This is a genomic window from Mycobacterium celatum (genome assembly GCF_002101595.1).
In the GTDB taxonomy this organism is placed as follows: domain Bacteria; phylum Actinomycetota; class Actinomycetes; order Mycobacteriales; family Mycobacteriaceae; genus Mycobacterium; species Mycobacterium celatum.
Genome location: NZ_LQOM01000031.1, coordinates 187723 through 213931 on the forward strand (window position 1 = coordinate 187723; position 26209 = coordinate 213931).

27 protein-coding genes, 1 tRNA gene and 1 pseudogene are annotated in these 26209 nt (G+C 68.2%); 14 read left to right on the top strand and 15 right to left on the bottom strand.

What is annotated here, in order from left to right; translation table 11 throughout:
* From AWB95_RS14330 to AWB95_RS14340, 3 genes are all read right to left on the bottom strand, one after another.
* Entirely contained in the window at positions 1-648 is a 648-nt protein-coding gene (locus AWB95_RS14330) for an SAF domain-containing protein (protein WP_085168337.1), read from the bottom strand.
* 156 nt (positions 649-804) lie between these two features.
* Positions 805-1113, bottom strand: coding sequence for an FmdB family zinc ribbon protein (locus AWB95_RS14335; protein WP_085168338.1), 309 nt, complete (start codon positions 1111-1113; stop codon positions 805-807).
* Positions 1114-1171: 58 nt separating this feature from the next.
* On the bottom strand, positions 1172-1777 hold the full coding sequence (locus tag AWB95_RS14340; RefSeq protein WP_085168350.1) for a 5-formyltetrahydrofolate cyclo-ligase: 606 nt from the start codon (positions 1775-1777) through the stop codon (positions 1172-1174).
* Between the two features lie 64 nt (positions 1778-1841).
* On the opposite strand from AWB95_RS14340, the gene AWB95_RS14345 reads away from it, so the two are divergent.
* The 5 genes from AWB95_RS14345 to AWB95_RS14365 all read left to right on the top strand — a co-directional run bounded on the left by AWB95_RS14345 (position 1842) and on the right by AWB95_RS14365 (position 5901).
* A complete protein-coding gene (locus AWB95_RS14345) occupies positions 1842-2750 on the top strand; it encodes a UTP--glucose-1-phosphate uridylyltransferase (RefSeq protein ID WP_062541850.1) in 909 nt (302 codons plus the stop codon).
* Between the two features lie 35 nt (positions 2751-2785).
* A complete protein-coding gene (gene glp, locus AWB95_RS14350; RefSeq protein WP_085168351.1) occupies positions 2786-4042 on the top strand; it encodes a molybdotransferase-like divisome protein Glp in 1257 nt (418 codons plus the stop codon).
* Between the two features lie 9 nt (positions 4043-4051).
* Positions 4052-4705 (top strand): GNAT family N-acetyltransferase, encoded by a 654-nt coding sequence (locus AWB95_RS14355; RefSeq protein WP_062541560.1) that lies wholly within the window; start codon positions 4052-4054, stop codon positions 4703-4705.
* Positions 4706-4834: 129 nt separating this feature from the next.
* The gene (sepX, locus tag AWB95_RS14360) at positions 4835-5782 is read left to right on the top strand and encodes a divisome protein SepX/GlpR (RefSeq protein ID WP_062541559.1); all 948 of its coding nucleotides are present in this window, start codon (positions 4835-4837) and stop codon (positions 5780-5782) included.
* Positions 5783-5828: 46 nt separating this feature from the next.
* A tRNA-Ala gene (locus tag AWB95_RS14365) sits at positions 5829-5901 on the top strand.
* A gap of 27 nt (positions 5902-5928) precedes the next feature.
* On the opposite strand, the gene AWB95_RS14370 is transcribed toward AWB95_RS14365, so the two are convergent.
* Together AWB95_RS14370 and AWB95_RS14375 are read right to left on the bottom strand one after the other, a co-directional pair.
* Positions 5929-6987 (bottom strand): NAD(P)H-dependent amine dehydrogenase family protein, encoded by a 1059-nt coding sequence (locus AWB95_RS14370; protein ID WP_062541558.1) that lies wholly within the window; start codon positions 6985-6987, stop codon positions 5929-5931.
* Positions 6988-7140: 153 nt separating this feature from the next.
* Complete coding sequence (locus tag AWB95_RS14375) at positions 7141-7890, bottom strand: class I SAM-dependent methyltransferase (protein ID WP_062541557.1); 750 nt, start codon at positions 7888-7890, stop codon at positions 7141-7143.
* An 86-nt stretch (positions 7891-7976) separates the two neighbouring features.
* Here AWB95_RS14375 and AWB95_RS14380 point away from each other — a divergent pair, with 86 nt between their 5' ends.
* The 3 genes from AWB95_RS14380 to AWB95_RS14390 all read left to right on the top strand — a co-directional run bounded on the left by AWB95_RS14380 (position 7977) and on the right by AWB95_RS14390 (position 10377).
* Positions 7977-8972 carry a GNAT family N-acetyltransferase gene (locus AWB95_RS14380; protein WP_099539694.1) on the top strand — a complete coding sequence of 332 codons (996 nt, stop codon included), beginning with the start codon at positions 7977-7979 and terminating at the stop codon, positions 8970-8972.
* A gap of 66 nt (positions 8973-9038) precedes the next feature.
* A complete protein-coding gene (locus AWB95_RS14385) occupies positions 9039-9695 on the top strand; it encodes a DUF5642 family protein (protein ID WP_085168339.1) in 657 nt (218 codons plus the stop codon).
* Positions 9696-9723: 28 nt separating this feature from the next.
* Complete coding sequence (locus AWB95_RS14390) at positions 9724-10377, top strand: DUF5642 family protein (RefSeq protein ID WP_062540343.1); 654 nt, start codon at positions 9724-9726, stop codon at positions 10375-10377.
* Here AWB95_RS14390 and AWB95_RS14395 read toward each other — a convergent pair.
* On the bottom strand, positions 10374-10970 hold the full coding sequence (locus AWB95_RS14395) for an alpha-ketoglutarate-dependent dioxygenase AlkB (RefSeq protein ID WP_062540347.1): 597 nt from the start codon (positions 10968-10970) through the stop codon (positions 10374-10376). The genes AWB95_RS14390 and AWB95_RS14395 overlap by 4 nt on opposite strands.
* Before the next feature lie 32 nt (positions 10971-11002).
* The gene (gene soxR, locus AWB95_RS14400) at positions 11003-11437 is read right to left on the bottom strand and encodes a redox-sensitive transcriptional activator SoxR (protein WP_062540344.1); all 435 of its coding nucleotides are present in this window, start codon (positions 11435-11437) and stop codon (positions 11003-11005) included.
* A gap of 38 nt (positions 11438-11475) precedes the next feature.
* Here soxR and arcA point away from each other — a divergent pair, with 38 nt between their 5' ends.
* Complete coding sequence (gene arcA, locus AWB95_RS14405) at positions 11476-12684, top strand: arginine deiminase (RefSeq protein WP_099539693.1); 1209 nt, start codon at positions 11476-11478, stop codon at positions 12682-12684.
* A 35-nt stretch (positions 12685-12719) separates the two neighbouring features.
* On the opposite strand, the gene AWB95_RS14410 is transcribed toward arcA, so the two are convergent.
* Positions 12720-13598, bottom strand: coding sequence for a type IV toxin-antitoxin system AbiEi family antitoxin (locus AWB95_RS14410; RefSeq protein ID WP_062540345.1), 879 nt, complete (start codon positions 13596-13598; stop codon positions 12720-12722).
* A 106-nt stretch (positions 13599-13704) separates the two neighbouring features.
* Positions 13705-15249 (bottom strand): dolichyl-phosphate-mannose--protein mannosyltransferase, encoded by a 1545-nt coding sequence (locus tag AWB95_RS14415; RefSeq protein ID WP_232315692.1) that lies wholly within the window; start codon positions 15247-15249, stop codon positions 13705-13707.
* 25 nt (positions 15250-15274) lie between these two features.
* Between AWB95_RS14415 and rsmI the strand changes: the two genes are divergently transcribed.
* Positions 15275-16105, top strand: a complete 831-nt coding sequence (gene rsmI / locus AWB95_RS14420; protein WP_085168340.1) for a 16S rRNA (cytidine(1402)-2'-O)-methyltransferase — start codon at positions 15275-15277, stop codon at positions 16103-16105.
* On the opposite strand, the gene AWB95_RS14425 is transcribed toward rsmI, so the two are convergent.
* The 4 genes from AWB95_RS14425 to metG all read right to left on the bottom strand — a co-directional run bounded on the left by AWB95_RS14425 (position 16061) and on the right by metG (position 21007).
* Positions 16061-17314, bottom strand: a complete 1254-nt coding sequence (locus tag AWB95_RS14425; protein ID WP_180276019.1) for an aminodeoxychorismate synthase component I — start codon at positions 17312-17314, stop codon at positions 16061-16063. The genes rsmI and AWB95_RS14425 overlap by 45 nt on opposite strands.
* Before the next feature lie 21 nt (positions 17315-17335).
* Positions 17336-18238, bottom strand: coding sequence for an RNA polymerase sigma-70 factor (locus AWB95_RS14430; RefSeq protein WP_062541838.1), 903 nt, complete (start codon positions 18236-18238; stop codon positions 17336-17338).
* On the bottom strand, positions 18235-19389 hold the full coding sequence (locus AWB95_RS14435; RefSeq protein ID WP_085168342.1) for an NAD(P)/FAD-dependent oxidoreductase: 1155 nt from the start codon (positions 19387-19389) through the stop codon (positions 18235-18237). Before AWB95_RS14435 ends, AWB95_RS14430 begins: the two co-directional genes overlap by 4 nt.
* Positions 19390-19462: 73 nt before the next feature.
* Positions 19463-21007, bottom strand: a complete 1545-nt coding sequence (metG, locus tag AWB95_RS14440) for a methionine--tRNA ligase (protein ID WP_062541509.1) — start codon at positions 21005-21007, stop codon at positions 19463-19465.
* 19 nt (positions 21008-21026) lie between these two features.
* Between metG and AWB95_RS14445 the strand changes: the two genes are divergently transcribed.
* From AWB95_RS14445 to rsmA, 3 genes are all read left to right on the top strand, one after another.
* Positions 21027-21872, top strand: coding sequence for a TatD family hydrolase (locus tag AWB95_RS14445; protein WP_062541510.1), 846 nt, complete (start codon positions 21027-21029; stop codon positions 21870-21872).
* Positions 21873-22017: 145 nt separating this feature from the next.
* A complete protein-coding gene (locus AWB95_RS14450) occupies positions 22018-23145 on the top strand; it encodes a resuscitation-promoting factor (protein ID WP_198157846.1) in 1128 nt (375 codons plus the stop codon).
* Entirely contained in the window at positions 23109-24041 is a 933-nt protein-coding gene (gene rsmA / locus AWB95_RS14455; protein ID WP_062541511.1) for a 16S rRNA (adenine(1518)-N(6)/adenine(1519)-N(6))-dimethyltransferase RsmA, read from the top strand. The genes AWB95_RS14450 and rsmA overlap by 37 nt, the downstream gene beginning before the upstream one ends.
* Here the strand turns inward: rsmA and AWB95_RS14460 are convergent.
* Positions 24038-24838: a serine/threonine-protein kinase gene (locus AWB95_RS14460; protein ID WP_062541512.1), complete on the bottom strand. Its 801-nt coding sequence runs from the start codon at positions 24836-24838 to the stop codon at positions 24038-24040. The genes rsmA and AWB95_RS14460 overlap by 4 nt on opposite strands.
* Before the next feature lie 48 nt (positions 24839-24886).
* Here AWB95_RS14460 and AWB95_RS14465 point away from each other — a divergent pair, with 48 nt between their 5' ends.
* Positions 24887-25843, top strand: a complete 957-nt coding sequence (locus AWB95_RS14465) for a 4-(cytidine 5'-diphospho)-2-C-methyl-D-erythritol kinase (protein WP_180276018.1) — start codon at positions 24887-24889, stop codon at positions 25841-25843.
* Here the strand turns inward: AWB95_RS14465 and AWB95_RS24145 are convergent.
* Positions 25784-25963 (bottom strand): annotated as a pseudogene (locus tag AWB95_RS24145) (gamma-glutamyl-gamma-aminobutyrate hydrolase family protein); the annotation flags it as partial. The gene AWB95_RS14465 and the pseudogene AWB95_RS24145 overlap by 60 nt on opposite strands.
* Positions 25964-26209: the final 246 nt, after the last annotated feature.

Sequence of the window (26209 nt, forward strand, 5' to 3'; positions counted from 1 at the left end):
TCAGTGCAGGGTGAGCGTCACGCTCTGCACCAGCGCGGCACCGGCCAGCGCGTTCGCGGCGCCGGCCGGTAGCGCGACCAGCACCACGCGGTCGTCGGCCTGCGCCTTCTGCTTCGCCGAGATCAGCACCACGACGGCGTTGGTGGCCACCACCCGGGGGCTGGCGTGCGCGTCGGCTTCGGGCGCGGCGACGACGTCGACGACATCGCCGGCTCGCACCAGGTCGGCCAGCGCGGCGTCGGCCGGGTGCACCGGCACGATCCGGGCATCCGGGCCGGCGGCCGACTCGGCCAGCCGGCTGCCCAGCAGTCGCACATCGGTGAGCACCTCGCCGCGACGCGCCGGCCCGGCCAACGTCGAGCCGACCACCACGCCGAGGTCGGATTGTGACCCGTCGGGAAGCATTGGCGCCAAACGGTTTTCGAGTCGAACATCGTCGGGGGTCAACTGAGCGCCGGGCCCGAGGTCGCGGGCCGCCACCACCACTTGAGCGCGATCGCCGTCGGGATCGGATCGCACCGCCGCGATTGCGGCCAACACGACCAGCCCGCCGGCCGCGATGCGCCGGGCCAGCACGGTGCGAGTCCAGTCCGGGCGCAGCCACTGCGAGATGCGGGCCGACAGTGACGGATTCAGCGATTCCCGCATGCCGTCACGCTAGGCGCGACGGGGATGGAGTGCGGTCGGCGGGGAATCCGCCTGTGGATAACCAGCTTGGCTAGAGAGGGCCTGTCCGCGGCCGTCATCATTTGATGACGGCCTTCCGGAAGGATGCGATGACCCTCTCAGAAGCGGTCGAAGTAGCTAGCTGGCCGCGGCCGCCGCCGGCGCGGGGGCAGACGTGTCGGCGGAGGTGCTCGCCTTCGAGGACGAACCCGACGATTCGCTCGAGGACGAGCCGTTCTTGGCGTGGCCGTTGGTGCCGCTCTTGGCGGATTCGCGGCTGTCGGTGCGGTAGAAACCGCTGCCCTTGAACACCACGCCGACGGAATTGAACAGTTTGCGCAGCCGACCAGAGCACTTTTGGCAGGTGGTCAGCGCATCGTCGGTGAAGGCCTGCACGATGTCGAAGCGGTGGCCGCAATCGGTGCACGCGTAGCTGTAAGTCGGCACTGAAACCTCCGGGTGTGTCCAGCTTCGTTAGCACTCTACCGTCTGCAGTGCTAAACCGCTATGTGGCTTGCCTCATTCCCGTGTCGAGGGCAACCAGCCCGGCCCGAGGCGTCAGCGCGTGGGTCATCCGCACATCGTGCGGCTCGCACGGCAGCTCGTCGACCAGTTCCTCGTCGCGCACCACCGCGACCAGCCGGGCCTGCGGGTCGCGGTGTTCCAGCGAGCGGTCGTAGAAGCCGCGGCCGCGGCCCAGTCGCATGCCGGTGCGGTCGACGGCCAGCGCGGGGACCAGCACCAGGACCGCCTCGGCCAGGGCCGACGGCGGCAGCCACGGCTCGGCGGGTTCGAGCAGCCCGTACCGGCCGGTCACCAACTGCCCCGGCCGGTACTCGCCCCACCGCAAAGCCAGCGGTGTGTCGTCGCGGCCGGTACGGGCGACCGGCAGCAGCACCCGTCCGGTGCGGCGCAGCAACGCGTCGAGCATGTCGATCGACCCCGGTTCGGCGCCCACCGGCACGTAGGCGCACACCGTGCCGCCGCTGCTCACCACGTCGCGGATGTGCTCGGCCAGCGCGCGTGCCTCCTCGGCGCGCACGTCGTCGGCAACCGAACGGCGTGCCGCCAGCAGCTGTTCCCGCAATGCGGCTTTGTCGGCGGTTGCCATGCGATCAACCATCGCAGGACGGGCTTTTACGCCGCCACTGCGACGCGCGGTTATGGTGTGAACGATGTCACGCGCACAGCTTCCGGTTCCCCGGACCGCGGTGGTACCCGCCGCCGGTCTGGGCACCCGCTTTTTGCCCACCACCAAAACGGTGCCCAAGGAGCTGTTGCCCGTCGTCGACACCCCCGGCATCGAGCTGGTCGCCGCCGAGGCCGCCGACGCCGGCGCCGAACGGCTGGTGATCGTCACCTCCCAGGGCAAGGACAGCGTCGTCGCGCATTTCGTCGAAGACCTGGTGCTCGAAGGCACGTTGGAGGCGCGCGGCAAGAAGGACATGCTGGCCAAGGTGCGACGGGCCCCGCGGCTGATCAAGGTCGAGTCCGTCGTGCAGGACGAGCCGCTCGGGCTGGGACACGCCATCGGCTGCGTCGAGTCGACGCTGTCGGACGACGAGGACGCCATCGCCGTGCTGCTGCCCGACGACCTGGTGCTGCCGACCGGTGTGCTGGAGACCATGTCCAAGGTGCGGGCCCGCTACGGCGGCAGTGTGTTGTGCGCAATCGAGGTCGGTCCCGACGAGATCAGCGCCTACGGGGTTTTCGACGTCGAGCCGGTGAGCGGTGCTGACAGCGACGTGCTCAAGGTCAACGGCATGGTGGAAAAGCCGAAACCGGAGGACGCTCCGTCGCCGTATGCGGCGGCGGGACGCTATGTCCTCGACCGCGCGATCTTCGACGCGCTGGGCCGCATCGAGCGGGGGACCGGTGGCGAAATGCAGCTCACCGATGCAATTGCCTTGCTGATCAAGGAAGGTCACCCGGTTCACGTGGTGGTGCATCGCGGCTCTCGACACGACCTGGGAAATCCCGGCGGCTACCTCAAGGCTGCGGTTGACTTTGCATTGGACCGCGACGACTATGGCCCGGATTTGCGGCGATGGTTGGTGGCGCGATTGGGCCTGACCGAAAACTAGCGACGCGTCGGGCCGACTTGGCAGAAAGGCGCGTGGTGCGTTCGGTTGAGGAGCAGCAGGCTCGGGTGTCGGCCGCCGCGGTGGCGCCGAGGCCGGTGCGGGTCGCGATCGCCGAGGCGCAGGGACTGATGTGTGCCGAAGAAGTGGTCACCGAGCGACCGCTGCCGGGTTTCGACCAGGCCGCAATCGACGGCTACGCCGTCCGCAGCGTGGACGTGCTCGGCGTCGGAGATGGCGACGGCTCGGACGCCGGGGCGGACGACGGAGCCGTGATCTTGCCGGTGATGGCCACCATCGAGGCCGGGACGCGCACGCCCAGCAGGCTGCAGCCGCGGCAGGCCGCCCGGGTGCAGACCGGGGCGCCGCTGCCGACACTGGCCGATGCTGTGCTGCCGCTGCGCTGGACCGACGGCGGCCAGTCGCGGGTGCGGGTTCTGCGCGGTGTGCGCTCGGGGGCTTATGTGCGGTGCACCGGCGACGACGTGCAACCCGGCGACGTCGCGGTGCGGGCGGGCACGATCATCGGCGCCGCCCAGGTCGGTCTGCTGGCGGCGGTGGGCCGGGAGCGGGTGCTGGTCCACCCCCGACCCCGGTTGTCGGTGATGGCGGTCGGCGGTGAGCTGGTGGACATTTCGCGCACACCGGGCAACGGTCAGGTGTACGACGTCAACTCCTACGCCCTGGCGGCGGCCGCACGGGACGCGGGCGCGGAGGTGAACCGGGTCGGGATCGTCGACGCCAAGGAATTGCGCGACGTCGTCGAGGGCCAGCTCAATCGCGCCGAGATCGTGGTGATTGCCGGCGCGGTCGGTGGCGCGGCGGCCGAAGGGGTACGCGAGGTGCTTTCCGAGCTCGGCGAGATGGAGGTCACCCGGGTCGCGATGCATCCCGGCTCGGTGCAGGGTTTCGGGCAGCTGGGCCGCGAGGGCGTGCCGACGTTTCTGCTGCCCGCCAACCCGGTCAGCGCGCTGGTGGTGTTCGAGGTCATGGTCCGGCCGCTGATCCGGCTGTCGCTGGGCAAGCGGCAGCCGATGCGCCGGATCGTGCAGGCCCGCACGTTGTCGCCGATCAGCTCGGTGCCGGGCCGCAAGGGGTATCTGCGCGGGCAGCTGATGCGCGATCAGGACACCGGCGAATACCTGGTGCAGGCGCTCGGCGGCGCCCCGGGCGCCTCGTCGCACCTGTTGGCGACGCTGGCCGAGGCAAACTGTCTGGTCGTGGTTCCCACGGAGGCCGAGCAGATCCGCACCGGCGAGATCGTCGACGTCGCGTTCCTGGCTCAGCGTGGCTGAGCGGCCCTCGTGAACCTGTGGCGCTCGAGTTCCCAGCATCCCGGCTGGCCGATGGTGGTTGGCCCGTTGCGCGTCCCGGCCGGTGTGATCCGGCTGCGGCCGGTGCGAATGCGCGACGCCGGGCAGTGGAGCCGCATCCGGTTGACCGATCGCAGCCATTTAGAACCGTGGGAGCCCAGCACTGAATCGGATTGGACTGTGCGCCATAGCGTTTCATCGTGGCCCGCGGTGTGCTCGAGTTTGCGTGCGGAAGCCCGCAAGGGCCGGATGCTGCCGTATGCGATCGAGCTGGATGGGCAGTTCTGTGGGCAGCTGACGGTCGGCAATGTGACGCACGGGGCGCTGCGGTCGGCGTGGATCGGGTATTGGGTATCGAGCTCGGTCACCGGAGGCGGGGTGGCCACCGGTGCGTTGGCGCTGGGTCTCGACCACTGCTTCGGTCCGGTCATGTTGCATCGCGTGGAGGCCACCGTGCGGCCGGAGAACGTCGCGAGCCGGGCCGTGCTGGCAAAGGTCGGGTTCCGCGAGGAGGGGCTGCTGCGGCGCTATCTCCAGGTCGACGGCGCGTGGCGAGACCACGTCCTCGTCGCGCTCACGGTCGAAGAGGTTTACGGGTCGGTGACGTCGACGCTCGTGCGCGACGGGCATGCCACCTGGGTCTAGCGTTTGCCACTTTTTGTTACAGAAGTGGCATTTGTGGCTATTGGTGCTTGTCACAGGCAAATTACAGGTGTGTAATTGTCTTCGGCGCACTGTTGCGTCGCCTGTCTCGCGGGGAAAGGACCGGGTGCCATGCCAAGCATCCCGCAATCGCTGTTGTGGATCTCGCTCGTGATCTTGTGGCTGTTCGTGCTCGTGCCGATGCTGATCAGCAAGCGCGACGCTGTGCGACGCACCAGCGATGTGGCGTTGGCGACCAGGGTGCTCAACAGCGGCGCCGCCGCGCGGCTGCTGAGGCGGCGGGGCGGGCCGGCGGCCGGGCACCGCAGCGATCCCGATTGGCAGCCCGAGGAAGACGAATACGACGACCTCGACGACGACACCGACACCGAACGGATACAGACGACCGAGGTGGTGGCGGAGGTGGTTACCGAGGCCGCAGCGGACGCTGAAGTCGTCGAGGCGGCTCCCATCGACGAGAATGCTTCGGACACAGTGGTTTCCGAGGACGAGACCGTGGAGGACTCAGCGCCGGCCGAACCCGAGCAGCCCGACGATTCGGTGGACGACGAGTTCGAATACGTCGACGACACCTCGGGCATCCCGGTCGCGGAGGAGCAGGATGTGCGCACTGCGGTCGCGCGGCGGCACGGATACGACACCAGGACCGCAGCAGCGGTCAGTGCCCGCAAGTACGCGTTCCGCCGGCGCGTGCTGCTGACGATGGCGATGATTCTGGCCGCGTCGGCCGCGGCGGCGTTCCTGCTGACGCCCACGGCCTGGTGGGTGTGCGGCACCACCGGCGGGGTGACCGTGCTGTATCTGGCCTACCTGCGCCGGCAGACCCGGATCGAGGCGCGGCTGCGCCGCCGGCGCATGCAGCGCATGGCGCGGTCGCGGCTGGGCGTGGAGAACACCCACGACCGCGAGTTCGACGTGGTCCCGTCGCGGCTGCGGCGCCCGGGCGCGGTGGTCCTGGAGATCGACGACGAGGACCCGATCTTCGAGCATCTCGACTATGCATCCTACGAGCGGGATTACGGCTGGCAGCGGGACCTGCCGAGGGCCGTCGGGCAGTAACCGTTTCGGCCGGCTCGCCGGCGGCTGGTAACCTGCTAGCGGATCAGGGGCTATGGCGCAGTTGGTAGCGCGACTCGTTCGCATCGAGTAGGTCAGGGGTTCGAATCCCCTTAGCTCCACAAAGTTTGAGCAGGTCAGCGAGCCGTCTAAACGGGTGAGTCGCTCCGGGATCCCAACCAGATTCCTGCCGGTGCGCAGGGCAGCCCCACGTCCTTGAGGGTCAGGATGCCGGCGGGGGCTGCGGCGACGTCGAAGGCCGCATTGACCGCCGGCATGGCGGTCATGGTGTCCCATTCGTGGTTGCCCCAGTGCTCGGGCGGGATGAAGCGGATGCGGGTCTGCACCTCGGGCTCGCCCGTGATCACGACGTGATAGTGGTCGTCGTCGAATACCCAGTCTCCGTTGAGTTTCTTGGTGAGATACCAGGCGACGCGCGACTCGAAGACCGTCTTGCCCTTCACCTTGGCGTTCCAGCCTCCGCGTATCGCGGCGATGGTGTCCTTCTCGATGCAGAGCCAACCGAGATCGACTGTCTCCGAGGCGGTCTGGTGGTCGATGACGAACTCCATGTCATCGAGTTCGAAGCCCAGCGCAACCGCCATGCGTTCAACGGAGTCGGCGAAGGTGAGGAAGCCGAACTTCGCCAATTCAGCGACTTCGGGCGTTGCCTCGGGCAGGCCGATGCCCAGGGCCTGCCACGTTTCGGCCGACTCGTACACGGAGACATCTGCCGACTCGACGATCGACACCTTTTGGACGTCTCGGCAGACGGCGGTCATCGCCGTCACCATTGTGTTGATCCAGCCCGGATTGATCCCGGTGATGTAGAGCGAACTGTCGCCGCGTTCGCACGCGGCGGCCAGCTTCTCCTTCGTCTCGCCCTGGATTCCGCCAACGTTGAGGAACAGGTTGGTGCTGATGACGTCGAGGCCGCTTTCGAGCAAGCGGACGGCGTGGTCGAGATCGGCCATGAACGGCGTGTAGATCACGGTGTCGGCGTCCAACGCGATGAGCGCATCGATGTCGGTGGTGGCGAGTACACCCGTCTCGGGTCTGCCGCACAACGGCCCGGCGTCGGTACCTGCCTTGTCGGCCGAATAGGCATACACCCCAACCAGTTCCAGGCGGGGATCGTCGAGAATCCCGCGCAAACTGAGCTTGCCAACCTTGCCGGTGGTCCACTGAATGACGCGCAGCTTGTTCATCGGTTCCTTTGATGGGACGGGCGCCCTCGCTGCTCCGTCGACGACTCCATGAGAACGAGTTAGCTCATTGCGAGAATTGCATTCTCATTGAGGAGAGTAAGGCATCCATAGCGAGGTTTCAAGGACGTCATCGCGCTAAATCGGAGAGCGCCTCTAACCCGACGGCTTAGCGGCCGTCACGAATTGCAGCGCCCGCTGCGTGTGCTGTTCCACGTCGATCAGGCCCGCCGTCGTGAAAAGGTCGACAAAGGTGTCCCGCTCGAACATCCGCAGCCCGATGATGCTGGCGCCTGCTGCCAGCGCGTACCGGATCCCGGGCGTCTCCGGGGCATGGCTGGTGAGGATGGCCAGCCGCCCGCCGGGACGCAACACCCGCACCATCTCGTGAGCGACGCGGAACGGGTCGGGCATCAAATACAGCGCGCCGAAACAGCAGACCGCGTCGAACGTTTCGTCGTCGAACGGCAACGTGCAGGCATCGCCGCGGACGTAACAGGTGCCCGGTCCGCTGTTGTCGAGCACAGCCCGGGTCAGCATCGGCTCGGAGATGTCGAACCCGACGGCGAGGCCGCCGGCGGGGAGTCGGCGCGCCAGCTCGCCCGTGAAATTGCCTGGCCCGCAAGCAACGTCGAGCAGCCTATGTGCCTGCGATAGATGCAGCGCCTCGGCCGCGCGACGTTGCTCGGCGCGGGTGGTGATGCCGCTGGCGAGGTAGAACGACACCGGCCGCCACAGCCGTTCGTACACGGTGGCGACGAACGGGCTGTTCATCGCCCGCTGGGCGAGCGTCGGGGCCGGCGACACAGTCGATTCGCCCAGTACGTCGAGAAACCCGTGCCGCACCGAGGCGGGCCGGTTGAGCAGGGCGCGGGTCGTCTCGATCGGGTCGTCGCTCATCTCCATCCCAGTAGTGTGACGTCCTTGCTACGGCCGAAGAAAGCGCCATAACCTGGGCACCACCCGCGAGCGGATAGGGGGCGGCAGGCACGGTGACCGAACTGACCGGTTTGCGCGCCGAGGAACTCGCCGCCATGGACATCTTCAAGGGTTGTCCCGCCGAGGACTTGATGCCGCTGGCGGCCAGCTTGCAACCCCTGCAAGCAGCTGCGGGCCAGGTACTCATGAGGCAGGGCGAACAGGCGGTTTCCTTCCTGCTCATCTCGTCGGGCACCGCCGAGGTCAAGCACGTCGGCGACGACGGCGTCGTCATCGTCGAGCATGTCTGTGCCGGCACCATCGTCGGGGAAATCGCGCTGCTGCGTGACATCGCGCGCACAGCGACCGTCACCACCACCGAACCGCTGACCGGCTGGATCGGCGACAACGACGCGTTCTCCCGGTTGGTGCACATCCCCGGCATCATGGCGCGGCTGGTGCGCACGGTTCGCCAGCGGCTGGCCGCGTTCATCACGCCGATCCCGATCACGGCCCGCGACGGTACCCCGCTGATGCTTCGTCCCGTGCTGCCCGGCGACCGGGAGCGGACCCTGGAGGGCCACGTCCGGTTCTCCAGCGAGACGCTGTACCGGCGATTCATGTCGCCGCGAGTCCCCAGCCCGGCGCTGATGGACTATCTGGCCGAGGTCGACTATGTCGACCACTTCGTGTGGGTGGTCACCGACCAGGAGGGCTACCCCGTCGCCGATGCCCGCTTTGTTCGCGACAACCACCACCGGAACGTCGCCGAGGTCGCGTTCACCGTCGCCGACGCCTATCAGGGCCGGGGGATCGGGACGTTTCTGATCGCGGCGCTGTCCGTGGCCGCCCGGGTCGACGGTGTCGAAAAGTTTTCCGCGCGTGTGCTTTCCGATAACCTGCCGATGCGCACCATCATGGACCAATACGGAGCGGTGTGGGAGCGCGACGACGTCGGCGTCGTCACCACCGTCATCGACGTCCCCGACCCGCGCGACCTGCATCTCGAACCCGACATGCTCAAAGAGATCGAACGCGTTGCCCGCCAAGTGATTCGCGCCGTCGGCTAGAAAACATCGGTGGACATCGCCTGAAAATGGCGGCCAAGCGGGTGCTTGCTCTGATATCAACGTCGCATGCGGCGCGTCTGGCTCGTTGCGATGGTGGTCGTGCTGGTCGGCGCCTGCGCTCATTCGCCGGCCTCCACGCCGGCGGCCACCGAAAGCGCTCCGGCTGATCAGGTCAACCCCGCCAACATCAAGCGGATGAGCCGCGATATGCCGCCCGGCTACGAAGTAACGGCCGTTTCGGGTACGGCCGCACCGCCGGCGATCTGGGGCCTGGGCCCGGACTGGACGGCGGAGCCGTCGCACTGCGCGGCTCTGGCAGACCCGGCCGGGGGGCGCGGCCAGTCGCCGCAAGGCGTCTCGGCGTCGGGCGACGGCGGCATCATCTACACGGTGGTCGCGGCCGCGCCGGCGCGCCTGGACCCCGCGCTGGTGGTCGATTGCCCCCAGTGGACGATGACCAACGGTGCCGCCACCACCCGGGTGCATCTGATTGCGCCGCCTCAGATCGACGGCGTCGAAACCCTCGGCATGGTCAGCGAAACCGTGACACCGGTGGAAGGTGGTAACGGAATCACTTCTCAGGCAACCACTTTCACCGCATACCTGGGCGGCTATTACGCGTTCACCACGTTGATCACCGACCCCGGCTCGGCGCAGCCACCGCTTCCGCCGCAATTCGCGGCCGACTTGCTGGTGAACACCGTGGCCGAGTTGCGTCGCTGACGCAGGGGCGTTGGGTACATTGGCCACGATGATCAGGGCTGCGTTTGCGATCGCATCGGTGTGCCTGCTTGCGGCATGTGGATCCGCCGACTCAGCCGCCCCGTCGGCTGACATCACCAAGGTCGTGCAGGTGAAGTCGAGCTTCGGTCCCGAATTCACGACCAAGGACATCCCGAAAACCGGTGTCGACCCCAAGGTGCTCTCCTCGCACAAGCTGCCCGACGGGCTGAAGTTCGAACCCGCCGACTGTGCGAAATTCGTGGCGGGCCAGCAGATGCCGCCGGGGCTGGAGGGCAACATGGCCGCGGAGGCAGCCGAGGGCAACGGCAACCGTTTCATCGTGATCGCCTTGCAGACCTCCCAGGCGCTGCCGTTCAACGACCCGGGACCAAACTGCAAGCAGGTCGGGTTCTCCGGTGGCCCGGTGCGCGGCATGATCGAGGCCGTCGACGCTCCGCAGATCGACGGGACGCGAACGCTGGGCGTGCATCGTGTGGTGCAAACGACGGTCGACGGCCAACCACGGACCGGCGAGCTCTACAACTACTCGGCTCAATTCGGCGACTATGCGGTGATCGTCACTGCCAATCCGCTGGTGGTGCCGGACAAGCCGGTCACTCCCGTCGACACCAATCGTGCCCGCGACTTACTCGTCAAGGGGGTCGCGGCGATCCGCAGTTAGCGGACGTCGCGGGGCCGGAATTGGATACTGATCCGCGGGCCGGCGCACCCGGATGTCTTGGGAACCGAGTGCTCCCAGGTCCGTTGGCATGAGCCGCCCATCACCAGCAGATCGCCGCGAGCTTGCGGCAGTCGCAGCGAATGCCCGCCGCCGCGTGGCCGCATCGCGAAGGTGCGGGTGGCGCCCAGGCTGACGATCGCCACCATGGTGTCCTCGGTGCTGCTGCGACCGATGGTGTCGCCGTGCCAGGCGACACTGTCAGACCCGCTGCGATACAGGCAAAGTCCGACGGTGGTGAACGGCTCGCCCAGCTCGCCGGCATAGATGTCGTTGAGCCGGCGTCGTATCCGCGCCAGCCGTGGATGCGGCGGATCTTCGACAGCCAGGTCGTGAAAGCTCACCAGCCGCGGGACGTCGACCACCCGGTCATACATCGGGCGGCGCTCGGCCCGCCACGGCACTGTCGTCATCAGCTCGTCGAACAGATCGTCGGCGCCGGTCAGCCAGCCGGAGCGGATGTCGATCCAGGCGCCGTCACCGAGGGTTCGGCGCTCGTTGCAGTCGAACAGCGACTCCTGTACCGGTATCGCCATGCCCGCCATTTTATCGCACGTGCGTTCGAGAGTTAGTTGAGGCGGACCGGGCCGGGCCCTCGTTCGGCGAGCATGTCGCCGGGGTTGGCCAGCTGGCAGCTGCGCAGGCTCAGGCAGCCGCAGCCGATGCAGTCGGCGAGGTTGTCGCGCAGCCGCTGCAGGTGGACGATCCGGTCGTCGAGGTCGGCGCGCCAGCCCGCCGACAGCCGCGCCCAGTCCTTGCTGGTCGGCACCCGGTCGGTGGGCAGCGTGGCCAGCGCCTCACGCACCCGCGCCAGCGGGATGCCTAGCCGCTGCGACATCCGGATGAAGGCGACCCGGCGCAGCGTGTCGCGGCTGTAGCGGCGCTGGTTGCCCGACGTCCGTCGGCTGGTGATCAGACCCTGCCGTTCGTAGAAGTGCAGCGCCGAAACCGCCACGCCGGCCCGTGCCGCCAGCTCGCCGGGAAGGAGCTCGTGGGTGTCCATATACCTAAACCATACTTGAGGTGGCGATTGGAGTTACGGTGCTAAATGTGAGTCTTGGCACCAATTCCGAGGTGGGCACGCTGCGGGTGGCCATCCTGCACCGGCCGGGCGCCGAACTGGGCCGGCTCACCCCCGGCAACACCGACAAGCTGCTGTTCGACGGGCTGCCCTGGGTGGCGCGCGCGCAGGACGAGCACGACGCGTTCGCCGAGCTGTTGCGCTCCCGCGGCGTGGAGGTATTGCTGCTGTCGGACCTGCTGACCGAAGCTCTGGAAAGCGGTGCGGCCCGGATGCAGGGCATTGCCGCCGCGGTGGATGACCGTCGGCTGGGATTGCCGCTGGCCCAAGAGGTTTCGGCCTACCTGCGTGGCTTGGCCCCGGCGGTGTTGGCCCATGTCCTGATGGCCGGTATGACGTTCGCCGAGCTGCCGCTGGACACGCGGACCGATGTGTCACTGGTGCGCCTGATGCATCACGCCGCCGACTACGTCATCGAGCCATTGCCGAACCTGGTGTTCACCCGCGACTCGTCGATCTGGATCGGGCCGCGGGTGATCATCCCGACGCTGGCGTTGCCGGCGCGGGCAAGGGAAGCGTCGTTGACCGACCTGATCTACGCCCACCATCCGCGGTTCACCGGTGTGCGGCGAGCCTACGAGTCGCACACCGCGCCCGTCGAGGGCGGCGATGTGCTGCTGCTGGCGCCCGGCGTCGTCGCCGTCGGGGTGGGGGAGCGGACCACGCCGGCCGGCGCGGAAGCGTTGGCGCGCAGCCTGTTCGACGACGACCTGGCCGAAACCGTGCTCGCGGTACCGATCGAGCAGAAGCGCGCCCAGATGCACTTAGACACCGTGTGCACGATGGTCGACACGGACGCAGTGGTGATGTACGCCAACGTCGTCGACACGCTGTCCGCGTTCACCATTGCCCGCACCCCCGACGGCGTGAAGATCTCCGATGCGGTTCCGTTCGTCGAGGCCGCCGCCGCGGCCATCGGCGTCGACAAGTTACGCGTCATCGACACGGGCCTGGATCCTGTTGTCGCCGAACGCGAACAGTGGGACGACGGCAACAACACGCTGGCGCTGGCGCCCGGCGTCGTCGTCGCCTACGAGCGCAATGTGCGGACCAATTACCGCCTTGAGGAGGCGGGGATTGAGGTGCTCACCATCGCGGCCTCCGAGCTGGGCACCGGCCGCGGCGGCCCGCGCTGCATGTCGTGTCCCGCCGCCCGCGACCCGCTCTAGCGTCTGCGTCGCGAAACAGAAGCCAGGGCTGTGACTTACGCCGCTTCACGACCCAGGCTTCTGTTTCGCGATGGCGGTGCCCAGCCTCGTCGGGCGAGCGCGCTGCGTGCCCGCTCTATGACGTAGTTAGGCCGATCCTCTTTGATCACCTTGATGACACGCCAACCAAGACTGTCGATCATCTCCGCTCGTCGGATGTCTTTCACGTATTGCTCTCGGTCGGTGCGATGTTGTTCGCCGTCGTATTCGAGCGCTACCTTCGGCTCTTTCCAACCCATATCCAGGTATGCGACGAGGTTGCCATCGGTGACGCGGATCTGAGTGGCAGGCCGAGGAAACCCCGCACCGATGAGGACGAGCCGCAACCAGGATTCTTTGGGCGATTCAGCGCCGGCGTCCATCAGCGACAAGGCCGTTCGTGCACGCTTGTTGCCCCGCGCACCGGAATAGCGATCCACCAGTTTCAGAACGTCCTGCTCAATGAGGCCTGTCGCGCGAGCCAGCGCGTCGAGATGAGCGACGGCCCCAGCACGGCGGAGATGCCGAGCAAGGTCGAATCCCGTCCTAGCGGGGGTGGCGACCTTCAAACCACGAATGGCGGCGACCTCGTCAGCTTCGAACCGCTCGTCGCGGACGATGGTCCCGGGAGGGTAGTGACTGTTCTGCCAAAGCAACTCGATGGGGGCGTCCTCGTTGACCCATTTCGCCCCGTGTAGGGCGGCCGCTGCGCGTCCCGTGATGACCGCGCGCCGACCCGACCATAACCACGCGCCGACGGTCATGAGCTCCAACGATCGACACGTTGAGTTCGGGATGTAGATATCAGGAAAGATTGGCTGGTAGTTCCAACGCAGTTGGCCCCGGGTGAGCAAGCCGCTGGCCATCGACTCGCTGCCGATGATGGGCGCATTCATGCTCGTGATCCTCGGTGCCTGCGCCGACAACTCGCCGTCAAACAGAAGCTAGGGCTGTGGATAGACGTTAAACCACAGCCCTAGCTTCTGTTTCGCGCCAAAAGGATCAACGCCAACTGGGTAGCCAGATCTCCGTGTTCCAGGTGGACTGGGATATCGGTTGACCGGTGAGGATCGGGAAGAGCCACGCGAAGTTGGTCAGCACCAAAGCGACGTAGCAGGAGACGACGATCAGCCCGAGCGTGCGCCGTTCCGGGCCTTGCCGGGGTTGGTAGAGGATATCCCCGGCAATCAGCGCGATCGCCATCACCAGGAACGGCGCCATCGTCGCCGCATAGAAGAAGTACATCTGCCGGTCGATGTCGGCGAACCACGGCAGCCACCCCGCGCAGTAGCCGACCAGCACCGCGGCGTAACGCCAATCCCGTCGCACCAACGCCCGCCATGCGGCGTACACCAATACCGGCACCGACAACCACCACAGCGCCGGAGTGCCGACCAGCATCACCGCCTTGACGCACGACTGCGCGCCGCAGCCCGGCACGTTCTGCTGGTCGATGGCGTAGAGCACCGGCCGCAGCGACATCGGCCAGGCCCACGGCTTGGACTCCCACGGATGGTAGTTGCCCGCGGAATTCGTTAGCCCGGAATGGAATTGGTAGGCCTTGTAGGTGTAATGCCACAGCGAGCGGATGGCGTCGGGCATCGGGAAGCTCGCCTGTTCGCCGATCGACTGGCCGACCTCGTGACGGTTGATCGCCGTCTCGGAGGCGAACCACGGCGCATACGACGCCAGATACACCGCGAACGGAATGACCAGCAGCGCATACACAGTCGGGCCCACGTCGCGTCGCACCACACCCAGCCACGGCCGGGGCACCCGATAGGCCCGGCGGGCAGCCACGTCGAACGCCAGCGACATCAACCCGAAGAACAGCACGAAGTACAGCCCCGACCACTTTGTGGCGCAAGCCAATCCGAGCAGCACTCCGGCGCCGAACCGCCACCACCGCACCCCCAGCCGTGGCCCCCATGGGGTCTCCGCGATGCGGCCCTCGGCCAGCGCGATGTGCATCCGCTCCCGAACCTGATCGCGGTCGACGATCAGCGCCCCGAACGCCGCGACCACGAAGAACGCCAGAAAGCCGTCCAGCAGCGCAGTGCGCGACGCGACGAAGCTGACGCCGTCGGCGATCAACAGCAGCCCGGCGATGCCTCCGACCAGTGTCGAGCGGCTGATCCGCCGCACGATCCGCACCACCAACGCCACCATGACCACGCCGAGCAGTGCGCCGCTGAACCGCCAGCCCACCCCGTTGTAGCCGAAGATGGCCTCGCCCAGCGCGATCAGCTGCTTGCCGACCGGGGGATGAACGACCAACCCGAAGCCCGGGTTGTCCTCCACGCCGTGGTTGTGCAGCATCTGCCAGGCCTGCGGCGCGTAATGCTTCTCATCGAAGATCGGCGTGCCGGCGTCGGTCGGTGAGCCCAGGTTCACGAACCGCGTCACAGCCGCCAGCGCGGCGACCACCCCAGTGACCGCCCAGCCGCCCCGGCGGTCGACGGGCCCGAAATCCGCGACCGGCATCAGCGGCCCAGGGCTGATGACCGGTACCGCCCTTTCGGCGACGTCGACAGGAGCAGCGGTCATCACCGTCGATCGTAGGCTGTGGCCCATGACCGCTGGTCGACTGCTGCTGGGCGCCACGCCGCTGGGCCAGCCGTCGGACGCGTCGTCGCGGCTGGTCGCCGCCCTGGCCACCGCCGACGTGGTCGCCGCCGAGGACACCCGCCGGGTGCGGACGCTGGCCACAGCGCTCGACGTCCGCATCGCCGGCAAGGTGATCAGCATGTTCGACGCGAACGAGGCGGCGCGGGTGCCTGTCCTGCTCGACGAGATCGCGCGCGGAGCGACGGTGCTGGTCGTCACCGACGCCGGGATGCCGCTGATCAGCGATCCGGGGCATCGGCTCGTGGTGGCGTGCCTGGACGCCGGCCTTCCGGTGCACTGCCTGCCCGGCCCGTCGGCGGTGACCGCCGCGCTCGCGGTGTCGGGGTTGCCGTCGGACAAGTTCTGCTTCGAGGGGTTCGCGCCGCGTAAGCAGTCGGCGCGGCGGACCTGGCTGGCGGCCCTCGCGAACGAGCAGCGCACTTGCGTGTTCTTCGAATCCCCGCGCCGCCTGCCGGCGTGCCTGCGTGACGCCGTCGAGCAGCTCGGCGGTGCCCGGCGGGCGGCGGTGTGCCGGGAACTGACCAAGGTGCACGAGGAAGTGGTCCGTGGCACGCTGGAGGAGTTGGCGAGTTGGGCCGCCGGCGGCGTGCTGGGCGAGATCACGGTCGTGCTGGCGGGCGCCACGCCGAGCGCCGACTTGCCGTCGCTGGTCGCCGAGGTGGAAGAGCTTGCGCAGCAAGGTGTTCGGGTCAAAAACGCCTGCGCGCAAGTGAGCGCGGGCACGCCCGTGTCACGGCGTGAGCTCTACGACGCGGTGTTGCGGTCGCGCGACTGAAGTCTGCAGGATCGGTGCGGCCTTGTGCAGGCACTCGTCCCATTCCGCGTCGACGTCGGAGTCGGCGGTGATCCCGCCGCCGGCGCCCAGTATCGCGTTGCCCGCGGTGTCGAATTCGACCGTGCGGATGGCCACGTTGAGCTCGCACCCGGCCACCGGCGAAGCCAAACCCGCTGTGCCGCAATACACTCCGCGTCGAACCGCTTCCCACTGCGAAATAAGCTGACGGGCGCGCAGTTTCGGCGTTCCGGTGACGGAGGCCGGTGGGAAAGCGGCGTCCAGCAGCGCGGCCGTCGGCAGCTCGGCGGGCACCACCGCCGAGACCGTCGACACCAGGTGCCACACGCCGGGCGCCGGTCGTACCACCAACAACTCGGGCACGCTGACCGTCCCGGTGACCGCCACCCGGCTCAGGTCGTTGCGAACCATGTCGACGATCATGATGTTCTCGGCGACATCTTTGACCGACGCCCGTAGCGCCGACGGGCAGGCATCCAGCGGCAGGGTTCCCTTGATCGGGCTGGACGTCACGACATCGCCACGGCGGCGCAAGAACAGCTCGGGCGACAGCGACGCCACCGCCCCCCAGGAGCCGGCCAGATAGGCCGCCCGGGCCGGCGCGGTGCCGGCGATGCTGTCGGCGAAGAAATCCAGCGGCCCCCCGGCGACAGTGCCGGTGAATTGCGTACAGACACAAGCCTGATACACCTCGCCGGCGGCGATCGCCTCCAGGCAGGCCAGCACCCCGGCGCGGTGGGCCGCGCGGTCGGCGTCGTCCCACTCGATGCGGGCGGCCCGCTCGGACGCCGGCGTCGCCAGCGCGTCGACGAGCCACCCCGGCATCGGCGCGCCCGACAGGCTCTCGTACCACCACTGGCGGTCGCGGTCGCAGCGCAACACGCAGTCGGTCCATCCGCCGGCGGCCTCGGGGATCCGGGGCGCACGCCCGTCGGCGCCGGGATCCGGGTAGGACACGTAGCCGATCCAGCCGCCGCCCACCGCGGCGGTGTCCGAGCCGGGGCGCACCGCGAACGCGTCGGCGGGGTGGACCGGCCGCAGTGAGACGCTGGGCGCGATCACCGCCGACGCGCCGAACCAGTCGCCGGTCAACGCCGCCGGTGACGGCAGAGCGAGCCGAACAGTGGCGTCGCCGACGGCGCGCAGCACCTGCGCCGCGTCGCCCAGGTCGCCGAGCCGATCGATTCGCACCGCTCTAGCTTGACAGAACAGTCAGCTGCGGCGGATCTCGCGTGCGGTCGCCAGGGCCGCCAGCTTGTCGGGGTTGCGCATCGCGTAGAAGTTGGTGATCTTGCCGTCGACGATCTCGATGGTGAACACGCCTTCGAGGTGGTCGGCGCGGTAGAGCAGCACCGCCGGCGCGGCGTTGCAGACCACCATCTCCACCCTGACGTCGGGTACCTGCATGCCCCTGCTGACCAGCCCGACCACCGCCCGGGCGACCTTCTGGGCGCCGACCACCGGCCGTCGCGCGGCGCTGGCCTTGCCGCCGCTGTCGGCCGTCCACGCCACGTCGGGGGCCAGCATCGACATCACCGTCTGCACGTCACCGCTGGACGCCGCGGCCATGAACTCGGTGGTGATCCGCGCCGTCTGCTCCGGGTCGGCGGGGGCGAAGCGGCGGCGTCGGGCCTGGACGTGTTCGCGCGCCCGGTGCGCGATCTGTCGCACCGTCGACGCGGGTTTGCCGACAGCGTCGGCGATTTCGCCGTAGTCGAAGCCGAACACCTCGCGCAGCACGAACACCGCCCGTTCGTCGGGCCCAAGCGTCTCCAGCAGCACCAGCATCGCCATCGACACCGATTCGGCCAGCACCACATCGGCCGACGGGTCGGCCTCGTCGAGCAGCAGCGGCTCGGGTAACCACGGCCCGACGTAGTCCTCGCGCCGGCGGGCACCCGCCCTCAGCGCGTTGAGCGCCTGGCGGGTGACCAGCCGGGCCAGATAGGACTTGGTGTCGTCCACGGTCGACAGGTCGACCTCGGCCCACCGCAGATAGCTGTCCTGCAGCACGTCGTCGGCTTCTGTTGCGCTGCCGAGGATTTCGTAGGCGATCGTGAACAGCAACGGCCGCAGCAGGGTGAACCGCTCGGCATGTTCGTCGGAGGGCCTCACGGCACTGTGACCGCCTCGTGCACCGGCTGCGACGGCCGCTTGCCGCCCTTGAGCCAGCGGTACCAGCCGGGCTTGGCGGCCTCGCGACGGATACCCCACACGGTGCCCTTGCAGACCAATTCCTTGATCGATGCGGCGACCCGGCCGCCGAGGGCCACATTGATCGGGGTGTCGTCGCGACGGGCCAGCTGCACGGTGCCGTACGAGCGGCCCAGGCTGATGCACTGACCGGTGAACGCCTGGTTGATCGCCGCGGGCGCGGTGCCCGCGATGCGGCTCAGCACCGTGTTGGCGGCCTGGGCGCCAAGCGGGATCGCGGCCTGGCAGCTCATCCGCAGCGGCTCGCCCGACGGCGCGGCGGCGTCGCCGGCCGCCACGATGCGGGCGTCGTCGACACTGGTCAGCGTTTCGTCGGTGAGCAGCCGGCCCAGCTCGTCGGTGCGTAAACCGCTGCGGGCGGCCAGATCCGGAACGCCGAAGCCCGCGGTCCACACGGTGACCGCGCTGGGCAGCACCGACCCGTCGCCGAGCACGACCGCGTCGGGCTTCACCTCTGAGACGACGGCCGTATCGAGTACGTCGACACCGAGTCGCGACAGCCACTTCGCCACCGAACGCCGGCCGGCCCGGCTCAGCGACGGTCCCAGCACCCCGCCGCAGACCAGCGTCACGCGGCGGCCCTGCTCGGCGAACTCGGAGGCGGTTTCGATGCCGGTCAACCCGCCGCCGACGACGGTGACCGGGGCGTTCGGATGCAGCTCGTCGAGCGCGTCACGCAGCCGTTGCGCATACTCGAATTCGCCGACAGGGTAAGCGAATTCGGGGGCAGAGGTGTTGCTGCCGACGGCGTAGATCAGGTAGTCGTAGTCCAGTATCACGCCGGAGCTCAGCTCGACGGTGCGCTCAGCGGTGTTGATGTGCTCGGCCGCGCCGACGGCCAGCTGGATACCCTCGCCGAGCAGGGTGCCGTAGTCGACCGTCGCGGTGTGTGTGCCGGCGACGAGCTGATGAAGCCGGATGCGCTCGACGAACATCGGGCGCGGATTTACCAGCGTGATGTCCACGTCGGCGCGCAGCCGCAGGTGGTTGGCGGCCAGTGTTCCGGCGTATCCGCCGCCAAGGACGACGACGTGAGTGCGCGGGTTGGTCATTGCTGTCTCCTCTTCTCGGGGTGTGCTCTCAAGACACCGCCGAGGCTCCGGGTGTGACAGAACGTGACCCAGATCACTGGCCGAGGTGGCGCGGGAACACCGCGGTCGGCGCCGGCAGCCGGGTGCCGGGCGCCAGCCGGGTGCCGATCGCGGCGAACGTGCGTTGCTCGCGCGGTTGGCCGAGCAGGTCGAGCAGCTTGCCCGCCGACTCGGGCAGCACCGGTTGAATCAGCAGCGCGGCGATGCGCACCGCCTCGCAGGTCACATACAGCACGGTCCGAAATCGTGCCTGATCCGCCGGCGCTTCGCTTTTGCGCAGCACCCACGGCTGCTGCGCGGAGAAGTACTTGTTGGCCGCGCCCAGCATCAACCAGATCGCTTCGAGGGCCAAATGCATTGCCTGTGCGTCGAATTCGGCGCGCACCCGATCCAGCAGCGCGTCGGCCGCCGACAACAGCTCCCGATCGTCGGCGCTGAACTCGCCGGGCTCCGGCACCACGCCGTCGAGGTTGCGGGCCACCATCGACAGTGAGCGCTGCGCCAGGTTACCCAGCTCGTTGGCCAGGTCGGTGTTGATCCGGGTGATCATCGCCTCGTCGCTGTAGCTGCCGTCCTGGCCGAACGGCACTTCGCGCAGCAGAAAATAGCGCACCTGGTCGACCCCGAATGTGTCGATCAGTGCAAGAGGATCCACGACGTTGCCCACCGACTTGCTCATCTTCTCGCCGCGGTTGAGCAGGAAGCCGTGAGCGAAAACCCTTCGGGGAAGCTCGATTCCGGCCGACATCAGAAACGCCGGCCAGTACACGGTGTGGAACCGGATGATGTCCTTGCCGATCATGTGCAAATCGGCCGGCCAGTAGCGGCGGAAGAGCTCGGAGCCGGTGTCCGGGTAACCGACGCCGGTCAGGTAGTTGGTCAGCGCGTCGACCCAGACGTACATGACGTGGTCGGGATGCTCGGGCACCGGCACGCCCCAGTCGAACGACGTACGCGATATCGACAGATCCCGCAGCCCCCCGGAGACGAAGCTGACCACCTCGTTGCGCCGCACCTCGGGGGCGATGAAGTCGGGATTGGCCTCGTAGTGGGCCAGCAGCCGCTCGGCGTACGCCGACAGCCGAAAGAAATACGTCTGCTCCTCGGTCCAGGTCACCGGAGCGCCGCTCTCGGTGGCGACCCGGATCCCGTCGTCGACGACGGTGGTTTCCGACTCGGTGACGAACCGCTCGTCGCGCACCGAGTACCACCCCGAATAGGAGTCCAGGTAGATGTCGCCGGCATCGGCCATCCGCTGCCAGATCGCCTTGGATGCTTCCAGGTGGTCGGGGTCGGTGGTGCGGATGAACCGGTCGAAGGAGATGTTGAGCTTCTCCTGCAACGCCTGAAAGACATCGGAGTTGCGCCGGGCCAGCTCGGCGGTCGGGATGCCCTCGGCGGCGGCCGTCTCGACCATCTTGAGGCCGTGCTCGTCAGTGCCCGTCAAAAACCGCACGTCGAAACCGTCGAGCCGCTTGAACCGTGCGATCGCATCGGTGGCGATGTACTCGTAGGCGTGCCCGACGTGTGGCTCGCCGTTCGGGTAGGTGATCGCGGTCGTGACGTAATAGGACTTCATCGAAAGTCCACCCTATGGTGTGCGGGTGAGTTCCAACCGTCCGGCGCCGCCGCCTCCGGAGCCGCTAACGCCCTTGGTCGACGCCCACACCCACCTCGATGCGTGTGGCGCCGTCGACGCCGACGGGGTCCGCGCGATCGTCGACCGCGCCTCGGCCGTCGGCGTCGAAGCGGTGGTCACCATCGCCGACGACCTGGCCTCGGCGCGCTGGGTGACACGGGCCGCCGACTGGGATCCCCGGGTATACGCCGCGGTGGCGTTGCATCCGACTCGGGCCGACGCGCTCACCGACACCGCGCGCGAGGAGATCGAGCGGCTGGCCGCGCACCCGCGGGTGGTGGCGATCGGCGAGACGGGGATGGATATGTACTGGCCGGGGCGGCTGGACGGCTGCGCGGAGCCGGGCGTCCAGCGCGAGGCGTTCGCGTGGCACATCGACCTGGCCAAGCGGACCGGCAAGCCGCTGATGATCCACAACCGTGACGCCGACGCCGAGGTGCTCGACGTCTTGCGCGCCGAGGGCGCGCCGGACACGGTGATCTTTCACTGCTTCTCGTCGGATGACGCCATGGCACGGGCCTGCGCCGACGGCGGCTGGCTGGTCAGCCTGTCCGGCACGGTCAGCTTCCGCAACGCCCGTGCGCTGCGGGATGCCGTTCCGCTGGTTCCGTCCGGGCAGCTGCTGGTGGAAACCGATGCGCCGTTTCTGGCCCCACATCCCTACCGTGGCGCTCCCAACGAACCGTATTGCCTGCCCTACACTGTCCGATCGTTGGCCGAATTGCTGGATCGTCCCGCTGAGGAACTCGCGCGAGTCACCACGGCCAACGCCCGTCGCGCCTACGGACTGGCCACCACTTGTTAAGAGTCCAGTAAGAGCGTGTCGCTGGAGTTGCCGTATGTAGGCCGGTTCGTTACCGTCTTGTGATCGTACGGGTGGGGCCGAAAGGCCCCTTTGCTGTGTCAGTGGGTTGTTGCCGGAGTTGTTGCTGAGGTCGGGGAAAGACGCGTTGAACGTACTAACCAGGCTGCACCAGACCCCATCGCCGATTCTGCGGATCCTTGTCGCCGCGCTGCTGTTGGTGCTGGCCGTCGCCGGAGGCATGGCGATCGCCGCATACAAGACCGTGACGCTCAGCGTCGACGGAACGGCGATGAAGGTGACCACGATGAAGTCGCGGGTCATCGACATCATCAAGGAGAACGGCTTCGACGTCGCCGAGCGCGACGACCTCTACCCGGCCGGCAACGAGCGAGTGCACGACGCCGACAGCATCGTGCTGCGCCGCAGCCGCCCGCTGCAGATTTCGCTGGACGGCCAGGACACCAAGCAGGTGTGGACCACCGCGTCCACGGTCGACGAGGCACTGGCCCAGCTCGCGATGACCGACACGGCTCCGGCCGCGGCCTCGCGCGGCAGCCGGGTTCCGCTGGCCGGGATGGCCCTGCCGGTCGTCAGCGCCAAGACGGTCGAGGTCGACGACGGCGGCAACGTACACAACGTGCACCTGGCCGCGGCCAACGTCGGCGACTTGTTGAAGGCCGCCGGTGCACCGCTGGAGCCGAGCGACCAGGTGAATCCCGGTGCTGCGGCACCGGTGGTCGACGGGATGCACATCCAGGTGACCCGCAACCGCATCGAAAAGGTCACCGAGCGAGTGCGGCTGGACCCGCCCAAGCGTCGCATCGAGGACCCCGAGATGAACATCAGCCGCGAGGTCGTCGAAGACCCCGGCACCCCGGGCGTCCAGGACGTCACGTTCGCGGTGGCCAAGGTTAACGGCGTCGAGACCGGCCGGCTGCCGATCGCCAACACCGTCGTGACGCCGGCCCGCGAGGCGGTGGTGCGGGTCGGCACCAAGCCGGGTACCGACATTCCGGAAGTGGCCAACGGAGACATCTGGGACGCCATCGCGCGCTGCGAGGCCGGCGGGAACTGGGCGATCAACACCGGAAACGGGTATTACGGTGGTGTGCAATTCGACCAGAGCACCTGGGAGCGCAACGGCGGCTTGCGTTTTGCGCCGCGCGCCGACCTCGCCACCCGGGAAGAGCAGATCGCGGTCGCCGAGGTGACGCGGGCACGCCAGGGCTGGGGGGCGTGGCCGGTGTGCAGCGGACGAGCGGGTGCGCGCTGACCATTCGGCTGCTCGGGCGGACCGAGATCAGGCGGCTGGCCAAAGAACTCGAGTTTCGGCCACGGAAATCGCTGGGACAGAACTTCGTCCATGACGCCAACACCGTGCGCAGGGTGGTGTCGTCGTCGGGCGTGCATCGCAACGACCATGTCCTCGAGGTCGGGCCGGGTCTGGGCTCGCTGACCCTCGCGCTGCTCGACCGCGGCGCCACCGTCAGCGCTGTCGAGATCGACCCGGTGCTGGCCGGCCGGCTGCCGCAAACTGTCGCCGAACACTCACACAGCGAAATCAACCGGTTGCGGGTGCTCAACCGCGACGTGCTGTCGATCGGTCCGTGCGATCTGGCGGGCGAGCCGTCGGCGGTGGTGGCCAACCTGCCGTACAACGTCGCCGTGCCGGCGCTGCTGCATCTGCTTGCCGAGTTCCCCTCGATCCGCACGCTGATGGTCATGGTGCAGGCCGAGGTCGCCGAGCGGCTCGCCGCCGAACCCGGCGGCAAGGAGTACGGCGTGCCCAGCGTGAAGGTCCGGTTCTTCGGGCAGGTCCGCCGCCACGGCATGGTGTCGCCCACCGTCTTCTGGCCGATCCCGCGCGTGTACTCCGGGCTGGTCCGCATCGACCGCTACGAAACCTCGCCGTGGCCGACCGACGAAGCCTTCCGTCGTAGTGTCTTCGACCTGATCGACATCGCATTTGCCCAGCGGCGCAAGACATCCCGCAATGCGTTTGCGGAGTGGGCGGGCTCGGGCAACGAGTCGGCGACCCGGCTGCTGGCGGCCAGCATCGACCCGGCCCGCCGCGGAGAGACGCTCAGGATCGAGGACTTCGTGCGGCTGTATCAGCGTTCCGCCGAACTCGGCCGGGGCACGACGCAGCCGCAGGCCTCGGCAAGCTAGGCCGCGACCGCGCGGGTGATGTGCTCGACGAACTCCGCGCAGGATTGGTAGCGCACCTCGGGGTCTCGCGCCATCGCTCTGGCCACCACCGTGTCGAACGCCCGCGACCCCCAGGTGACCCGGCACGATGTCCGCGGCGGGATGCCACGCAGATGCGCCTTCACCAGTTCGTCGGACGTGTCGGTCACGAACGGCGGTGCGCCGGTGAGTAATTCGACTGCGCAGCACGCGAGCGCGTACTCGTCGGTGGCGGCCGTCGGGGCGTGCCCGCGCAGCATCTCCGGCGCCACGTACGGCAGCGACGCCTGTAGCTCCTTCGGGCGTCGGAACACGTCGTCGACCACGGCGTGCGCCACACTGAAATCGATCAGACACGCCCCGGAGCGCGAAAAGTCTTTGGCGACAAGGATGTTGGCCGGTTTGACGTCACTGTGCACGATGCCTTGCCGGTGCATGTAGTCCAGTGCGTCGGCGATCTGCGCAAGGGCGGTCAGCCGGTCCTCAAGCCGCCGTAATTCGGTGGACTTGCCGCCGTCGACGAATTGCATCGCCAGCCAGAACGGCCCGCGCTCATACATCGTCACGATGTGCGGGTGGCGCAGCCGGTGTGCGAAGTCGAATTCGCGGTTGAGCCGGGCCTGTTCCGCCGGGCCCCGGTGGTCCTCGGCGAGCACCTTGAGCGCCACCGGCCGCTCGGGGTCCGGCCCGGCGTGCGCCCGGTACACCGTGGCGTGCCCGCCGCGGCCGACTTCCCGGTCGAGGACGTAGCCGCCGAAACCTTCGTCGGCGTCAACCATGCCCGTCAACCATGCCCACAGCGTAGGTTGCGGGGATAGTCTCGTGCGGTGCCGTTGGACGGAAGCATTGCTGCTCAATGGGTGCCCACTGGTTCGGTCACCGTCCGGGTGCCCGGCAAGATCAACCTGTACCTGGCCGTGGGTGACCGCCGCGAGGACGGCTATCACGAGCTGACCACCGTGTTCCACGCCGTCTCGCTGGTCGACGAGGTGACCGTTCGCAACGCCGACGTGCTGTCGCTGGAGATGTCCGGCGAGGGCGCCGACCAGCTGCCCGGCGACGAGCGCAATCTGGCCTGGCAGGCGGCCGAATTGATGGCGGAACACGTGGGGCGGGCACCCGACGTGTCAATCATGATCGACAAATCCATCCCGGTGGCCGGTGGCATGGGCGGCGGCAGCGCCGACGCCGCCGCTGTGCTGGTGGCGATCAACGCGCTGTGGGAGCTGGGTGTGCCACGCCGCGACCTGAACACGCTGGCCGCGCAGCTTGGCAGCGACGTGCCGTTCGCGCTGCACGGCGGAACCGCGCTGGGCACCGGCCGCGGCGAGGAGCTGGCCACTGTGCTGGCCCGCAACATCTTCCACTGGGTGCTCGCATTCGCCGACGGGGGGCTGTCGACCCCCGCGGTGTTCAGCGAACTCGACCGGCTACGGGAGACCGGGTCACCGCGACGGCTCGGGGAACCCGGCCCGGTGCTGGCGGCGCTGGCCGCCGGCGATCCCGAGCAGCTGGCGCCGCTGTTGGGCAACGAGTTACAGGCCGCCGCGGTGAGCAAGAATCCGGCGTTGCGGCGCGTCCTGCGCGCCGGCGTGGAGGCCGGGGCGCTGGCAGGCATCGTGTCGGGCTCCGGCCCGACGTGCGCGTTCCTGTGCCGCTCGGCGCCGGAGGCGGTCGACGTCGGAACCCAGCTGTCCGGCGCCGGAGTGTGCCGCACCGTGCGGGTGGCCAGCGGGCCGGTCCACGGCGCCCGGGTGGTGCCCGCGCCGGTCAGCGGAGTGTGACAGCGGCGATCGCAAGCGCGGCGAAGCCGGGCGCAGCGGGTCGCCGCCTTGTGACAGCGGCGATCGCAAGCGCGGCGAAGCCGGGCGCAGCGGGTCGCCGCCTTGTGACCGAGCCCCCAATTTGACGTAGAAGTTTGGTGGTTACTTAAGAGGAGTTTAAGATGATCGGCGGTGACGAGTAGCGGTCAAAAAGTGCGCCCGATTGTCCCGCCCGCCGAGCATGCCGGCGGGCGGTCTTTGATCCGTCGTAACCGCCGTGTCCTCGCCGAGTCTGCAACGTTGCGTGAGGTTACTGGTTCATCACCGTTTCGAGACTTAACCGCTCCCCAATTGTGTGCGCGTGCCTACTGCAAAGTGCCCCTCAAC

Coding starts and splice junctions, on each gene's coding strand:
- AWB95_RS14385 (WP_085168339.1), top strand. CDS start 9,039: ATGCGGCGCGTCTGGCTCGTTGCGATGGTGGTCGTGCTGGTCGGCGCC.
- AWB95_RS14340 (WP_085168350.1), bottom strand. CDS start 1,777: ATGGCAACCGCCGACAAAGCCGCATTGCGGGAACAGCTGCTGGCGGCA.
- AWB95_RS14345 (WP_062541850.1), top strand. CDS start 1,842: ATGTCACGCGCACAGCTTCCGGTTCCCCGGACCGCGGTGGTACCCGCC.
- metG (WP_062541509.1), bottom strand. CDS start 21,007: ATGAAGTCCTATTACGTCACGACCGCGATCACCTACCCGAACGGCGAG.
- sepX (WP_062541559.1), top strand. CDS start 4,835: ATGCCAAGCATCCCGCAATCGCTGTTGTGGATCTCGCTCGTGATCTTG.
- AWB95_RS14375 (WP_062541557.1), bottom strand. CDS start 7,890: ATGGAGATGAGCGACGACCCGATCGAGACGACCCGCGCCCTGCTCAAC.
- AWB95_RS14370 (WP_062541558.1), bottom strand. CDS start 6,987: ATGAACAAGCTGCGCGTCATTCAGTGGACCACCGGCAAGGTTGGCAAG.
- AWB95_RS14435 (WP_085168342.1), bottom strand. CDS start 19,389: ATGACCAACCCGCGCACTCACGTCGTCGTCCTTGGCGGCGGATACGCC.
- AWB95_RS14415 (WP_232315692.1), bottom strand. CDS start 15,249: ATGACCGCTGCTCCTGTCGACGTCGCCGAAAGGGCGGTACCGGTCATC.
- AWB95_RS14460 (WP_062541512.1), bottom strand. CDS start 24,838: ATGGTTGACGCCGACGAAGGTTTCGGCGGCTACGTCCTCGACCGGGAA.
- AWB95_RS14395 (WP_062540347.1), bottom strand. CDS start 10,970: ATGGCGATACCGGTACAGGAGTCGCTGTTCGACTGCAACGAGCGCCGA.
- AWB95_RS14390 (WP_062540343.1), top strand. CDS start 9,724: ATGATCAGGGCTGCGTTTGCGATCGCATCGGTGTGCCTGCTTGCGGCA.
- AWB95_RS14410 (WP_062540345.1), bottom strand. CDS start 13,598: ATGAATGCGCCCATCATCGGCAGCGAGTCGATGGCCAGCGGCTTGCTC.
- rsmI (WP_085168340.1), top strand. CDS start 15,275: ATGACCGCTGGTCGACTGCTGCTGGGCGCCACGCCGCTGGGCCAGCCG.
- AWB95_RS14330 (WP_085168337.1), bottom strand. CDS start 648: ATGCGGGAATCGCTGAATCCGTCACTGTCGGCCCGCATCTCGCAGTGG.
- soxR (WP_062540344.1), bottom strand. CDS start 11,437: ATGGACACCCACGAGCTCCTTCCCGGCGAGCTGGCGGCACGGGCCGGC.